Annotated in this window: 15 protein-coding genes; 3 read left to right on the forward strand and 12 right to left on the reverse strand. The window is 46.4% G+C overall.

Going from position 1 to position 13205, the window contains the following annotated elements; genetic code table 11:
- Positions 1–255 precede the first annotated feature (255 nt).
- The 3 genes from I6L53_RS04500 to I6L53_RS04510 all read left to right on the forward strand — a co-directional run bounded on the left by I6L53_RS04500 (position 256) and on the right by I6L53_RS04510 (position 1823).
- Complete coding sequence (locus I6L53_RS04500; protein WP_072015736.1) at positions 256–423, forward strand: YhfL family protein; 168 nt, start codon at positions 256–258, stop codon at positions 421–423.
- A gap of 122 nt (positions 424–545) precedes the next feature.
- Positions 546–1193, forward strand: a complete 648-nt coding sequence (locus I6L53_RS04505) for a winged helix-turn-helix domain-containing protein (protein ID WP_052425409.1) — start codon at positions 546–548, stop codon at positions 1191–1193.
- 72 nt (positions 1194–1265) lie between these two features.
- Positions 1266–1823, forward strand: a complete 558-nt coding sequence (locus I6L53_RS04510) for a hypothetical protein (RefSeq protein WP_042322460.1) — start codon at positions 1266–1268, stop codon at positions 1821–1823.
- 22 nt (positions 1824–1845) lie between these two features.
- Here the strand turns inward: I6L53_RS04510 and I6L53_RS04515 are convergent, their stop codons facing one another.
- The 12 genes from I6L53_RS04515 to fucI all read right to left on the reverse strand — a co-directional run bounded on the left by I6L53_RS04515 (position 1846) and on the right by fucI (position 13049).
- Complete coding sequence (locus I6L53_RS04515) at positions 1846–2361, reverse strand: hypothetical protein (RefSeq protein ID WP_042322462.1); 516 nt, start codon at positions 2359–2361, stop codon at positions 1846–1848.
- Positions 2351–3229, reverse strand: a complete 879-nt coding sequence (locus I6L53_RS04520; RefSeq protein ID WP_042322464.1) for a DMT family transporter — start codon at positions 3227–3229, stop codon at positions 2351–2353. The genes I6L53_RS04515 and I6L53_RS04520 overlap by 11 nt, the downstream gene beginning before the upstream one ends.
- Before the next feature lie 46 nt (positions 3230–3275).
- Positions 3276–3827, reverse strand: a complete 552-nt coding sequence (locus tag I6L53_RS04525; RefSeq protein ID WP_042322466.1) for a hypothetical protein — start codon at positions 3825–3827, stop codon at positions 3276–3278.
- Between the two features lie 241 nt (positions 3828–4068).
- Positions 4069–4518 carry a winged helix-turn-helix domain-containing protein gene (locus tag I6L53_RS04530; RefSeq protein WP_167382398.1) on the reverse strand — a complete coding sequence of 150 codons (450 nt, stop codon included), beginning with the start codon at positions 4516–4518 and terminating at the stop codon, positions 4069–4071.
- Positions 4519–5255: 737 nt separating this feature from the next.
- Positions 5256–5729: a hypothetical protein gene (locus I6L53_RS04535; protein WP_042322472.1), complete on the reverse strand. Its 474-nt coding sequence runs from the start codon at positions 5727–5729 to the stop codon at positions 5256–5258.
- Positions 5726–6442 carry a winged helix-turn-helix domain-containing protein gene (locus I6L53_RS04540; RefSeq protein ID WP_052425411.1) on the reverse strand — a complete coding sequence of 239 codons (717 nt, stop codon included), beginning with the start codon at positions 6440–6442 and terminating at the stop codon, positions 5726–5728. Before I6L53_RS04540 ends, I6L53_RS04535 begins: the two co-directional genes overlap by 4 nt.
- 402 nt (positions 6443–6844) lie before the next feature.
- The gene (locus I6L53_RS04545) at positions 6845–7468 is read right to left on the reverse strand and encodes a response regulator transcription factor family protein (protein WP_042322473.1); all 624 of its coding nucleotides are present in this window, start codon (positions 7466–7468) and stop codon (positions 6845–6847) included.
- Positions 7469–7646: 178 nt separating this feature from the next.
- Positions 7647–8234: a hypothetical protein gene (locus tag I6L53_RS04550; RefSeq protein ID WP_042322476.1), complete on the reverse strand. Its 588-nt coding sequence runs from the start codon at positions 8232–8234 to the stop codon at positions 7647–7649.
- Between the two features lie 403 nt (positions 8235–8637).
- Positions 8638–9348, reverse strand: coding sequence for an L-fucose operon activator (gene fucR / locus I6L53_RS04555; RefSeq protein ID WP_042322479.1), 711 nt, complete (start codon positions 9346–9348; stop codon positions 8638–8640).
- Positions 9349–9390: 42 nt separating this feature from the next.
- Positions 9391–9813, reverse strand: coding sequence for an L-fucose mutarotase (fucU, locus tag I6L53_RS04560; protein ID WP_042322480.1), 423 nt, complete (start codon positions 9811–9813; stop codon positions 9391–9393).
- A gap of 11 nt (positions 9814–9824) precedes the next feature.
- Positions 9825–11222, reverse strand: a complete 1398-nt coding sequence (gene fucK / locus I6L53_RS04565) for an L-fuculokinase (protein WP_042322482.1) — start codon at positions 11220–11222, stop codon at positions 9825–9827.
- Between the two features lie 51 nt (positions 11223–11273).
- The gene (gene fucI, locus I6L53_RS04570; RefSeq protein ID WP_042322486.1) at positions 11274–13049 is read right to left on the reverse strand and encodes an L-fucose isomerase; all 1776 of its coding nucleotides are present in this window, start codon (positions 13047–13049) and stop codon (positions 11274–11276) included.
- Positions 13050–13205 lie beyond the last annotated feature (156 nt).

Here is a 13205-nt window from a genome sequence, read left to right on the forward strand (position 1 = left end):
TAATCCTGTTTTATGTATTGCGCTCTCCAGAGGTTGCTGATAATAATATTTATACGTTTTCCTGGTCAGGGTAGTTATCTGATCGTAAAACAGCAAAACTGACATTGTATTGAAGGTGAATAATATAGGTACTATGGGCTTTTTGATGTTCAGGATAAAACGTGACGCTAAATGCCATGATATGGCAGGTGATATTGCCTGAGCTTAATGGCTAAAAACGTTAGGTTGGCATCATTTTTATACCAAGGAGACGATATGTCAAAGGTAATTAAATTCTCTCTGCTCGCTGTTGCTATTTCTGTGATTTCTGGTTGCACAGGTAGTGTCTATAACAAACAAAAAAATTGTGATTACGATTATTTGTTACATCCGGCAATTTCTATCTCTAAAATTATTGGTGGTTGTGGCCCTGTAGATCAGTAATCCTGTCTGAGCCAACCAGTCTGGTTGGCTCAATCTCTGTTTCATCTACGCAGGGTTAGAACTCTCTGAGAAATAAATCTCTGATTTTATTAACATGCTTCCGTCGCGACAAGGAGGGCATTTTGAGATTATTATTGATTGGTGAGAATGAAATTAAAATGCAATTTCTGTGCTCTGGACTTAACAAGTCAGGGAATATTATTGATCGTGTGAAAAATATTTCGCAAGCCGAGGCATTTTTAAATGCAACTCACTATTGTGCAATAATTATTTTGAATCCAACAGATCAATGCTTAAGTACAACGTCGCAGTGGCACAATAAAAATTCAAAATTTGCCTTAATCTCGTTAATTGAGAGTAGGGAGGCGAATGAAAGAGTGAAGTGTTTTAATTTGGGACTAAATGATTGCATTGATTTCCCCGTTGACATAGAAGAGCTCAACGCCAGAATCCATGCGGCAGTTCGCCGGAATTGTGCATTAGCCCCTTCAATTTTAAGACACAGCAATATCATCTATAACACCAGTTCGCGTGAAGTCAAAGTAAATGGCGAAGAGGTCGGGTTAACCCCCAGGGAATTATCCCTTCTGGAAGTCTTTATGATGAACAAAGAGAGAATCCTCTCCCGACGTTATCTTGAGGATAAGCTATGTTCATGGGGCGAGGTGATTGGCAGTAATGTCATTGAGGTACATATTTCGTCGCTGAGAAAAAAACTGGGGAAAGGTGTTATCAAGACGTTGTCAGGGCAGGGATATCGTTTAGTTTAATTCCAGGCTACATCGATACTACGCGAAAAATAGGTAACATGGCGTACTCTTAGGATAGAGTGAGAGGTTAGTGTGACTGATATTGCAGAAATGGATAATGTTGAAAGAGTGGGGGCTGAATTAGATTCTCATCGTATTGAGTTTCTCGTCGTCAAAAAAACGAGTCATCATAAATTTGTCGCTATTCTATTAGATGGGCGCGTTGTCAGTTTTTCGCCTGTCGTACCGGCAGACATCTATTATGAACTCAATGAGAGGATTCTTATCGATGGGAAAATGAGAAATGTCTCGGGGATTTCGGCACCGGTAAAACAAGGACTGAACGAAAATATTCAACTTCTTTTGGAGAATAAACATTTAGCCGGTAATAAGCAACTTGCGACGTTACTTAAACAGAGTGGCAGTATTGTATCATCGCGCAAAGAAGGACCAGATTTAATCTACGAAATGTGGTTTTTCCTCGGCATTATGGTTCCCGTATGCGTCGTTTTAATCAAGACTTTTCATCGTGAGATTTTTTCAGCGATAAAAAACGTTGAAATCATTGATATGCTCATTATGCTCGGGATCCCATTTATTCCAACTACGCTTATTTATCTCGTCGTACTCATTTTTAGACGATTCTGGTAACACAGTCGAAAACATCCCCTTATCAACGAAGAAAAATATTGACGGAAACCGCTCCATCGCGGGGATAAAAGCGTATTTCATCGTCAGATAACCACTCTACGTGCCAGGCTATTATCTCTGTTGAGCCTACAACATCCGGGGTTACGATCGGTATCATAAAAATAGAATGTCTGCGATAGAGAGACGGTCGACTGGCATGGTCATATTCGATAACCAGATGTTTCTCACCCGATGGCGATGCAAACTCGCGCTGGAATTCACGGGGCGCCAAAAAGAGTAACAGCCAGTACAGAAAAATAGCGATAAAACAGGCCGGGACAAGTGTCAGGATACGCCAGAAAATCCTGCTTCCTACCGGCAAAATAACAAGACTGCACAGCACCAGCAACACCGGCGGGACGCGATGAAACCAGGTAAATACCACCAGGCGGTTAGTAGCGACAATCAGAGAGAGCAGCGTCAGCGCGCAGAGTAACCAAAAAATGCACCTTGTGTGGGGCTTTTTACGAGGGGAGGCATTGCCTGCATTATCGTCCATGGCTTTTATTCTTGCGTAAAAAACAGAGCAGGCAAATCAGGATAATAGTCCCGCCAGCCAGGGTGGCTTTCCCTGGATAGCTGTCGGTGACGACATACTCCAGTAAGAGTGCCAGGCAGGGGGTTAAAAACATCCAGTTGGTGACTTGTCCGGTATTTTCGGCTAAGGACAGTGCTTTTCCCCAGGTAATATAAGCAACAGCGCCGGGGAAGAGACCAAGATAAATCACCAGTGCTATGGCACCCGACGGGGCATCGTGCAGTTCACGGAGTGCATCAGGGGCATACCCCAGGAGCATCACCGTGCCGAACAAAAAGCTGTAAGCCGTCATCTGCAACGCGGATATCTGCCGGTTCATCCGGCGCTGTATCACATTATAGAGCGCCAGTAAGGCGGCGGCGCCCAACATCCAGATAATCCCTTGCGATATGAGCAAAGACCCTTCCTGAAGCGAAATAAACAGTACCGCAGAAAATGCGGTCAGTGTTGCCAGCCACTGACTCGTCCGCAACTTTTCTTTAAATACCACGAGAGCCAACAGGGCGCTGATGATTGGGCACAGCGCAATAATAATGCTGGCGGTAGTGGGGTTAAGGGAGAGGGATCCTGTATTAAAGGCGATAAAGTAGAGCGAAAAGCCACTTGCGCCAGAGAGCATAAAAACAGGTATATGACGCCACTTGACGGCGAGTTGTCGATAAAAAGTGAGTAATGTCATTAGACAAAGCGTGGCGACCCCGCAGCGCAAAAGACCGAGGGCGGTGGCCGAGAATGTCAGCAATGCCACTTTGGTATAGACATAGGCGCTGGACCAGATCGCTACGGTCAGAAAAGCATAAAACTGACTAAGTAAGACCTCCCTGTTCATCCGGACTCCTTTATATTAAAAGGGGCGCACCTGCCCCTGTAAGCGATCAATATTTCAGAGAGGAAAGCGCTTCCACGCCCGCTGCACTGTATTTCTCTTTCAGGTCATCAGTGCTGTTAAAAGTGGTAATCAGCAGCTTGTCATCCAGTGAAGAGAGTTGCATAACGTTATAGATGCCCGTGGCTGGATTATTGACGTCGGGGGTGATCATCTCTAAACGCTGCATTTTCTTGCCGTTCACGGTCACTTCGGATACTTGCGGGGAAAATGCGCTAAGTTGCTTTTTCATCATCTCTGCAAATTGCGGAAGTTGAGATTCTTTCATCGGGTTGGTGGTCATGCTAAAAGCCATTGTCACTTTCCCACCCTCGCTTTCAACATACCATGCTTCTTTTGGTCGTTGCGCCGCCTGAGTATATTTTTTCTCCAGCATATCCTGAGGCATCAGCGTGTATTCTTCTGGCAGAACTATCGTGGCTTTCCCCTCGAGTATCTTCGTGCCGTTGACTGCGGCAGCGGTGTCGCTACCGCTATCGCAGGCGGTGAGCGCAAAGGTAGAACACACAAGCATGGCACTAAATAACAGGCGAGATTTCATCAGTTCACTCCTTGTCAGCTTTTATTGGGTTATTGAAATAACCCTCCCTTCGGGCGTAAGTTGCTATGAAAGTCAATGCTGCTTACGCTAATTTATAGATATATTATTTCTGTTTTTTAGACGCATAATCACTGTCATCCTGAAGTGGATATTCAGTTTTGAAGGTATCTTACAAGTGTAAAAATACTAAACTGTTGATATCACACTTAGTGATGCGGATTTAATTTCAGGAACGAGAGAGTTAAATTCGTGAAAAATTAACGTGGCTACTCTCTTTGCCCGATTTACTCTTATCAAAAGTGTATAGAGGCGTTATTTTATCATTCATCAGATAATATCCCTTCCCTCTGACACGAATAAACAGCTCATTCTCTACACCGACTTCATCGAGTTTCTGTTTCAGATTTTGCATCACTTGCCATAAGCGGCTATAGGTGCCAGAAAGTTGATTTTTTTCCCAAACGTTAAATATAATTTCGTCATCGGTAACAATGCCTCTCTCCGCGTGCCGCATAAGAAAATACATCAGTTCACTCATTGTGTTTCGTAACTGGCAGGAGGCACCACGGTTACTGATGAGCTGTTGCTGAAATGGCAAGTAGAGAACAGAGGAATCAATAAGATATCCATACAATTTGTTCATATGCATGTCTGAAATTACTCCGTAATCTGATGTTCCTTTTTCACTCATTATATAGGTCATTACTCTGTATTAAATCCATATAGATGATAATTAAGATTGAAGGGCAAAAGTCTTACTTAACTGAAATTATTGAAATTAAACGCCTGCAAACCTTCTTCGACCCACTGAAATCTCTGACTTAACGCATTTATCACGTACATTTGTTTAGAATTTTAAGTTCCATAACATAAATGGTTAAATTTTATTTATCAGGTAAAAACAAAATATAAGTCTGTTTGTTAATATTATGTAGCGCCGTGAGAGGTATATTTCGTTTACTATTGTTTAAGTCCTGCTTAACTTGAGTACATTTTTTCTGTTTATGACAACAATTGATATCTAAACTCGCAAATTGACATTTATTTAGTGAATTTAACTATTATTTAGTGAGTTGCAGGGATAATCATCTTATTCATGAGCCGGGTGAGATGAAGAGAGAAGCGGATGAGGAGAGCAGCCTGGGGAAAGGGAGTAGTGAAAAGAATAAAAATGAGTGGCGGAGTTGTCTGAGACCGTTAGCAGGCTGGCGGAACATCAGCTGGTCAGATGATAGTAAGACGCAGGGCGAAACCATGCAACAGAGCACCAGCGACATAGCTGGTCTCAACCAGGGCCAGGGCTGTTGCGCTCAGGGAAATGGCGTACTGCTTACTTTGTTGATGCAGAATGATGGATAATCTGGACAGGAGGATATTAACGTGCGGCAGTCATCGCCTCTCATCCAGATAGCGGTACGATCAGTTGGATCAGGCTTCCATTTGGCAGGCATAGACCCAGATGTACTCTGTGCCGAAGACGAGCAGGTCATTACGGATTTTATTGCTTCTTACATTGATTTTTTCACCAACCTTAATACCAAAAATGTTGCTACTTAAGCGATCGGGAGATTGGTCGATAGAGAACCGCTGCTCCTGAAGCAATGTGGTTTCATAGAGTCCGTTGTAGAACTGGCGGTACTGGTAGGTACCTTGGCGATAAATTCTGCTCATAGAACCATCCGCTTGATGATGAGCTCCTTTCACCGTCATGCTGACCGTTTGTTTATGAATATTAATTTTAATCCGTAAATTCATGTATTCGTCAGCGTTCAGATAAACCTTTTGCTGACCTGTACAAGAGTAGGTCTGAGTGCGCTTGTAAAAATGAGAGACAATTAAAAACAGGAAAGCCAGTAACAGAGGTAGCCAAATGAAAAGTTTGTTTTTTTTAATAATTATCATAATGGACCTCTTGCCAGGTACTTCTCACAGACAGGTGTAGCACTGGTTGAAGAACGGCAATGCACCAGTGATTCAGTGGCAATATTAACGGAGTCATTCTCGAGGTAATAGAGAACGTCCTCATCGTTACATTGCAGTGATTCCTTTTGGATCAGACTCGCAAGGCTCTCTTTTGCCTGTTCCGTTTTGCTCAGGATATGAACCTTACAACCATTGATGTTCTCTGCTTTGGGCAAAGGCAGAGCGCTGAAATGCTCCTGATGGTAAATGTAAGACCAAACGGACAGGAGGAGTGCCACGGTAAGGGACAACAGGATACTGAAGAGGTTGATCCCTGACTTAATACTGAATTTTTTTTTCAACGTCCTGGTGGGTTGAGGCGACATTTCCGTCACCTTCACCTCTTCGGAGAGGAGTAACCCTATTCTGGGCTTAGTTAAGAGGATATCTTTACTGATGCCTAAGTCACGGAAACTTTTTCTCAACATTGAGACATTTTGACTTAGATTACTGTCACTATCCACTAACTCATTCTTTTTAAAAATATCGTCAAGCAACTGATTGCGAGTGAATATTGTCCCCTGGTTTTTAACAAGGTATTCAAGAAGAAAGCATCCGGGCATCGCTAAAAATATGTTATCACTTGTTTCAACGTGGGTAAGCGATCGATCTTCCGTATTAAACCTGATAGTGTCCTCTATAATATAATCCATATGTATACCTCCCCCCAATAGTGGGAAATAATATAGCAATGCAGGATTATATTAATTTAGGAATTATTCTATATATGAAACGTTATCTTTTTTTATGTCAGTAAATGATGATTATCTTAATTGTTATTAACAAGTGGATAGCATGGCTTTATCTAATCAACTATAATTAACACTCAAGTAACTATAGTATGCATAGACAGAGAAAATGTTAACTAATGCAATGATTAATAGGTCTTTTATATGTTTCAATTATGTAGTTCCCACGATATTTGTTTAGTCATGTATCAGAGATGATGTGATTAATGTCTTGTGAAGCCTCCACAGGGGCAATGGCTTACGGCGTATAAACCCTAAGCTAATCACGGTTAGCTTAGGGTTAACTGAAAGCGGAAACCATCCACGTCATTGCGATGTTGTCATCTCTGGTGTAATGGCTTTTTTATGATGTCCCCGTTCCATATTGTAATAGAGTAAATCAGCGGGAGACTGCCGTGAGATAAAAGGGAGTATTTTTTTGCAATATATGGCTGTAAAGGGATGGTATCGCAGGAAACCACACTTATAAACTAAATGGTTTCTCAATTGATATATGTTTTTCTCCGTGGTGTTAAGCATGGAGGCAATGACCGGGATATTCTTTCCTGCGGCCGTAAACTGTAGCGCCTTAAACTCTTTGTATTTAACGTCCTCGTGAACAAGGCTTAAATATTGTTGCACCTTGCTTTGAATGACATGAATAGGGTCTTTCTTCGATATGAAGTTTCGTTTATCCCTGAGAAGCGAAGGTGAAATATCTATAGCCACAATGACATTGTGCAAAGGGTGATTAAAGTTAAATTTCACGTTTGATTTTGTGAAATTAACCGCATCAAGAATGATGAGATCATATTCATTAGATAATGTGTATAAATCAGAACATGAAAAATTATCCGACGACATGCTCTCACAGCAATATTCTGCGGTTTGAAAAATGTTCAGAACCCCATGAGTGAAGTAAACGTCCTGAGAAATAAGCAATATCTTCATACAAAAGTCCTTTTTGATAAAGCCAGGCAGGAACGATTAAGATTCATGCCTGACTTATATTGTGATTAACCGTTGCTTACAGCTTTCGTCATTTTATGGGTTATGTTGGATGCTTAAGGATAAAGTCCTGGTGTCGGCGTTCCTTGCGCTAAATTGCTATTAATGAATAAAGCATGTTTTAGTATTTGAGCGAATCTAAAGCGATGAGTCCAGTCGGCAGATATTTATCCTTTAATTCGGCAGGCACTGTAAAAGTGGACATCATCAGCTCATTGTTGAAAGAGGAGATCTGTATGATCATGTGATTTGACGCGCCCTTTCTCGTGCCGTCCGGCATCGCCAGCTCCAGTCGACTAACCGTATGCCCATTGACTTTTTTGGTGGTCAGAACAGGGTTGAGTTGTGCCATCTGCGTTTTCATCATCTCTGCAACCATCGGCACTTGCTCATCCTGTAGAGCCTTTCCTGGATAAGGAAAAGAAAACGTCAGGGCAATAACATTTTTACCGGTATCAATATACCATGCTTCTTTGGGGGGCGGGTTGGCCGCGGCATATTGCGTTGCCAACTGCTTTGCAGACATGCGTTTAAATTCTTCAGGCAAAGTCATTGTTGCTTTATTATCAAGAATATTGATAACGCTGATATTGTCAGACGACTGAGTTGAAGCCGTTGCCGTTGAGGGAGCCTTAGCCAGCGCAATGCCACTTGCGCAGGTGAAAATGCCCAGTGCCAGAAATAAAAATACCTTAGTTCTCAAATTCATAAATCATCCTTAATATATATGTCGGTAGTCTTGAGTCATAAAAATAGCACTATGCTCAACTCTTTTAGAAAGCGTGCATGGTTACAATTATAAATAATGACTTAATTAGATTGATAACATTATTTTTTTACCAGGGCAACGCGTAAAAATAGTCATAATCAAAAAAGAGATTATTATCTTTATGTATTTTAAAAGGGATAATTTCTTGTTATTTTCTATTTTATCGGGATTATTGGCATAATGCGCTTTGTACTATTGTGGATTGGTGTTTTATGCTTTATTTTCGTGATTTATGTGGTGGATTATTCTTATGATTGTTTTTTCTGCAATGGATGATATTTGAAGGCGTATTGTTGCTATGGCGCGAGCTCTGAAATTGACATCAGTGAATGTAATAGTCTGATTACCTCGACGCGCTGTCCGACACAATATGCGTTACGTCATCCAGATGCCCGAGTCGAGCTTCTCCTGAGCGATTGAATTTGCTCTTGTCGATCAGCAATAACGACTGAGACGCACGTTTCAACAGGACCGATTTGAAATCCGCGTTAAAGGTGCTGGAATCCCATAGCTCGCCATGACGATCGATCCCCTCGCAGGAAAAAATAAACAGATCGACATCAAGGAATTTAAGCTGTGAAATGAGTGCAGGATTGACGTAGCAGCCATGCTTGCGCTCTAGTCTGCCGCCAGAACTGATGAGCTGAATATGTTGACGCTTACCGAGTTCCTGGCAAATGGGCTGACTGTTGGTGAAGATCTGTATATTGATATCTGGTAGCTGTCGCGCCAGATACCAGCAGGTAGAACTGGCATCCAGCGCAATCACCATGCCTTCTTCAATCCAGCTCAGCGCCTTTCTGGCGATATCGGCTTTGTGTGCGTAATGGCTCTTCAGGCGAATATGAAAAGGATCGCCGCTGTCCGGGTTTTCCCGCAGAATCCCTTTCGCGCGCCCGTGGTTGCGTAGAACCTTTCCTTGTACCTGTAGTTCGCTGAGATCGCGGCGGATGGTCTCTTTACTGACATTGAGCTGAACGGCCAGCGCTTCGGTGGTCAGACTTTTATGCTGACTGAGCAGATCCACAATGGTCTGCTGACGTGCCGCTTTCATCTCTTCTCACCTCTTAATCCGATACCCTGAGCGTGATTGAGATTACGGTGTTACCCCTTTTTTTAAAAGAATATTCCCGTATTTTGCACATTCGCCGGTGATGACGATCGCGAAGACCTTTTGCGCACGCTCATAGAAGGCAAAGCGATCAATACGAATGATATCCGGGCACGGTGCCTGTGTGGAGAGTGCCTCGCGATAGCGCGTCTCTACACTCGGGTCGAGAGTGTCGCCTTCGACGGCAGCCATCATGACCAGCGGTGGGGCATAGCTGTCGAGCTCAAATAGTGGGATTACGGCTCGCAGTAAGTCGCTGACGCTAAGACCATCCGCACGTATCACCTGCGGTCCCATGCTGTGCGCCGGGAAGTGCGCGTCTGAGAGAATAATTTCATCACCGTGCCCCATCTGCGCCAGAACGTTAAGCAGAGCCGGCGAGATTAAAGGAGAAATCGTTTTGAGCATGTAATATTCCTTTACTGTGTTTGGGGATAGAAATAACGGTACTGGTAGTGCACCTGCTCTCTGGCCTTCTGTGGACTGGAAAACGCGCCGACGCCATACCAGCCGAACATCGCCGCACCGGCAACGGTGGTTTCTGCGTCATCCAGCACCTTGACAGGAAGCTCAAGGATGTTGGCCTTGATTTGATTCCACAGCGTATTGCGACTCCCACCGCCGACCAGTAGCAGTTCCGTCGCGCTGAACTGACCAATTTTTTCCAGCGTATGCAGGTTATGTCGCAATTGTTCCGTTAATCCTTCCAGCGCCGCGCGGTAGAAATGCGCGCGGGTGGTATTCAGCGTAACGCCTCGCCAGCCTGCGTCCGCAGAAGAGAGCAGTTCGCACTGCATTTGCACGCCATCGGCCCCGGCAGGAACGGCTTGCGCTTCAGCAATCAATGTTTGCCACGGTGTCTCAGGGGGCCACAGCAACGTGCGCACCCATTCGAGTACGCCGGAAGCAAGCCACTGCATCCCCGGATTATAAAGTCCCGGCTGGCTGTCCAGCTCACAGGTTGAACCGGGATGTCTGCTCAATAACGACGTATCAACCCTGGCACTGCGTACCATCAGAATCTCCCACGTGCCGGAGGAGAGCACCGGTTCGTCTTGCTCCGCACCAGCGCCAAACAGTGCGAACTGGGTATCGTGCCCGGCGGAGATAACGGGAATTCCTGCCGGGAGACCGAACATTGTTGCCATTGCAGGCAGCAGCGAACCTATCTGTTCACCCGCTTCCACGAGTCGCGGGAAGAGCCGCCGCGGTAATCCTGTAGCCTGTAAGATATCGGCGCTGAAATCCCGCTGCTGGATATCCAGCATCTGGCTGGTGCCGGCCATGGTGATGTCAGTGGTGAATTCGCCGGTGAGGCGATGATTAATGAGTGAGGAGATGAATAGCCAGGCGTGGGCCTGCTCCAGCAGCTGTGGGTGATTTTCTTTTAGCCATATCAGCTTGTACAGGGTATTGAAACTGAATGCGCCGACGCCAGAAAGGGTCTGAAGTTGACGCGGCGGTATAAAACGGCTGATGTTATCCATCACCGCGGTGGTGCGAGGACACTTCCAACTGATAATGGGGTAGAGCAACTGACCGCGTTCATCGACCAACGCGCCATCAACGCCGAAGGTGGTGACCGTGATCCCATGGATCTGGCAGGCTGAGAGTTCAGCGGATAGCGTTCGGCAGCATTCGGCGAAACGTTGCAGGATGGCATCCAGCGACCACTGGTGCCAGGCGCTGTTCTCCACGGCAATCTCACTGGCATTGGCAACCGCAGCTCGGGCGACAATGTGTCCTTGACGATCAACGGCAATGGCCCGCACGTTTGTCGCGCCGCAGTCGAGAACCAGAATCACTTCTTGTTTCATAACCGCTCCTTAAGCCGTAAAAATACCCTCCCCAAAGAGGAGGGTTGCCTGTTAGCGTTTGTAGAGAGGACCGTAATTTTGACAGGCGCGATAATCCTGGCCTTCTGTATCCATGCCGTGCGCGGCCCAGGCGGAAGGGCGGTAAATTTTCGCCTCTTCCACGTTGTGCATACAGACAGGTATGCGCAACATCGCGGCGAGGGTGATGAAGTCTGCGCCGACGTGGCCGATGGTCAGGACGCCATGGTTTGCTCCCCAGTTAGCCATCACGGAATAGACGTCGGAGAAGGGGCCTTTACCGGTGAGGCGTGGCGCAAACCAGGTGGTGGGCCAGCTGGAATCGGTACGTTTGTCGAGAGTGTCATGGACCTCTTTTGGCAGTTCAACGCTCCAGCCTTCTGCAATTTGCAGAACGGGCCCCAGACCTTTGATGATATTCACACGAGTCATGGTGAATGGCACGCCGCCTTCGGTCAGGAAGCGTGACGAATAGCCACCACCGCGGAAATATTCATGGATCGCCGGACACCACTCAGTGGCCGCCAGGCAGGCGTCAGCCTCCTGCTGTGTGACCTCCCAGTGTGGTTTCATCGTCGGTTTTCCTTCACTATCACGCTGTTTACAGGTGCCATCCAGCGCGGCGGAACCGGAGTTGATCAGATGGATAATGCCGTGTTCTGCTTGTCCGGTCAGCGGCTGGCCCGTCACGCGTTCAACGGCTTCTGGCGACCAGTAGGTACGCACGTCGGCAAAGACTTGTGCGGTGCCGGTCAACTGATGTCCAAGCAGCATGGCGACGCCGTTCAGACTGTCGTTTTCGGTGGCGACAACAAACGGTTCGCGCACGCCGTTCCAGTCAAACGAGCTGTTCAACAGCGCTTCGGCGGTATCGCCGTTGGGGTATTGGTCGGTCCAGTGTCGTTGCCCCTGGAAGCCCGCAGCAATCGCGTTATAGCCGAGCGACTCTTCCACGCGTCCCATCTCCGCCAGCTTAGCGTTTCCTTGCATCATGTCGCGAATGCACATTGCCATCAGCAGGCTTTCCCTCAGGATCGCCCGGCTTTGTTCGGCATTACGCTGATACTGCTGAGCATTTTTATCTTCGCCGTAGCGGAAGTGCTTATCCGCCCACGCCAGCGCCATTTCCAGTTCGGCTTCGTCATAGATTTTGTGATCGATACGGCGGCGCAGTTCCGTCATATCGACGGACTGGACCTTCATCCCCAACCAGGACTCAAAGAAATGATGATCGACGATGGAACCGGCGATCCCCATCGACACGCCGCCCAGTGAGAGATAACTTTTTCCCTTCATGCTGGCGACGGCAAGTCCTGCCCGGGCGAAGCGCAGTAATTTTTCCTCAACGTCGGCCGGGATCGACGTATCACCAGCATCCTGTACATCCTGACCGTAGATGGCGAAGGCTGGGATCCCTTTTTGGCTATGCGCCGCCAGCGCTGCCGCCAGGTAGACTGCGCCCGGGCGCTCGGTGCCGTTAAAACCCCAGATGGCTTTTGGCCGCAGGGGGTCCATATCGATGGTTTCGCTGCCGTAGCACCAGCATGGGGTCACGGTGATCGTCAGACCGACATTCTGACAACTGAATTTCTCCTCACAGGCGGCAGATTCCGCCATTCCGGCAATGCAGGTGTCGGCAATAACGCATTCAACCGGCGTGCCGCAGGCGTAGCGTAGTTTCTCTTTCAGCAGTGCGGCTGTGGCCTTCGCCATGTTCATCGTCTGGGCTTCCAGTGATTCACGCACACCCATTCGGCGTCCATCAATGACCGGACGAATACCAATTTTCGGCAGGCTGTTCTTCTTCATTCGGGGTTCCTCATCTCACGTGTAGGCGTGCTGCTCAGGCGGATGAAAGAGCACCGCCGCAGCAGTCGTCTGAAATAGGTGAATTTGCTAACTCGAGTTAGCTTAGATATTAGCGTGTTTTTTACACAACTTTTTTCTGATGGGAATGTGAGTGGC

The sequence above is a fragment of the Citrobacter farmeri genome, from assembly GCF_019048065.1.
Taxonomy (GTDB): Bacteria; Pseudomonadota; Gammaproteobacteria; order Enterobacterales; family Enterobacteriaceae; genus Citrobacter_A; species Citrobacter_A farmeri.

Excerpts from the sequence above, each read along its gene's own strand:
- I6L53_RS04545 (WP_042322473.1), bottom strand. The coding sequence starts at position 7,468 with ATGAAGATATTGCTTATTTCTCAGGACGTTTACTTCACTCATGGGGTT.
- fucI (WP_042322486.1), bottom strand. The coding sequence starts at position 13,049 with ATGAAGAAGAACAGCCTGCCGAAAATTGGTATTCGTCCGGTCATTGAT.
- fucK (WP_042322482.1), bottom strand. The coding sequence starts at position 11,222 with ATGAAACAAGAAGTGATTCTGGTTCTCGACTGCGGCGCGACAAACGTG.
- fucR (WP_042322479.1), bottom strand. The coding sequence starts at position 9,348 with ATGAAAGCGGCACGTCAGCAGACCATTGTGGATCTGCTCAGTCAGCAT.
- I6L53_RS04520 (WP_042322464.1), bottom strand. The coding sequence starts at position 3,229 with ATGAACAGGGAGGTCTTACTTAGTCAGTTTTATGCTTTTCTGACCGTA.
- fucU (WP_042322480.1), bottom strand. The coding sequence starts at position 9,813 with ATGCTCAAAACGATTTCTCCTTTAATCTCGCCGGCTCTGCTTAACGTT.
- I6L53_RS04500 (WP_072015736.1), top strand. The coding sequence starts at position 256 with ATGTCAAAGGTAATTAAATTCTCTCTGCTCGCTGTTGCTATTTCTGTG.
- I6L53_RS04525 (WP_042322466.1), bottom strand. The coding sequence starts at position 3,827 with ATGAAATCTCGCCTGTTATTTAGTGCCATGCTTGTGTGTTCTACCTTT.
- I6L53_RS04535 (WP_042322472.1), bottom strand. The coding sequence starts at position 5,729 with ATGATAATTATTAAAAAAAACAAACTTTTCATTTGGCTACCTCTGTTA.
- I6L53_RS04515 (WP_042322462.1), bottom strand. The coding sequence starts at position 2,361 with ATGGACGATAATGCAGGCAATGCCTCCCCTCGTAAAAAGCCCCACACA.
- I6L53_RS04540 (WP_052425411.1), bottom strand. The coding sequence starts at position 6,442 with ATGGATTATATTATAGAGGACACTATCAGGTTTAATACGGAAGATCGA.
- I6L53_RS04530 (WP_167382398.1), bottom strand. The coding sequence starts at position 4,518 with ATGAGTGAAAAAGGAACATCAGATTACGGAGTAATTTCAGACATGCAT.
- I6L53_RS04550 (WP_042322476.1), bottom strand. The coding sequence starts at position 8,234 with ATGAATTTGAGAACTAAGGTATTTTTATTTCTGGCACTGGGCATTTTC.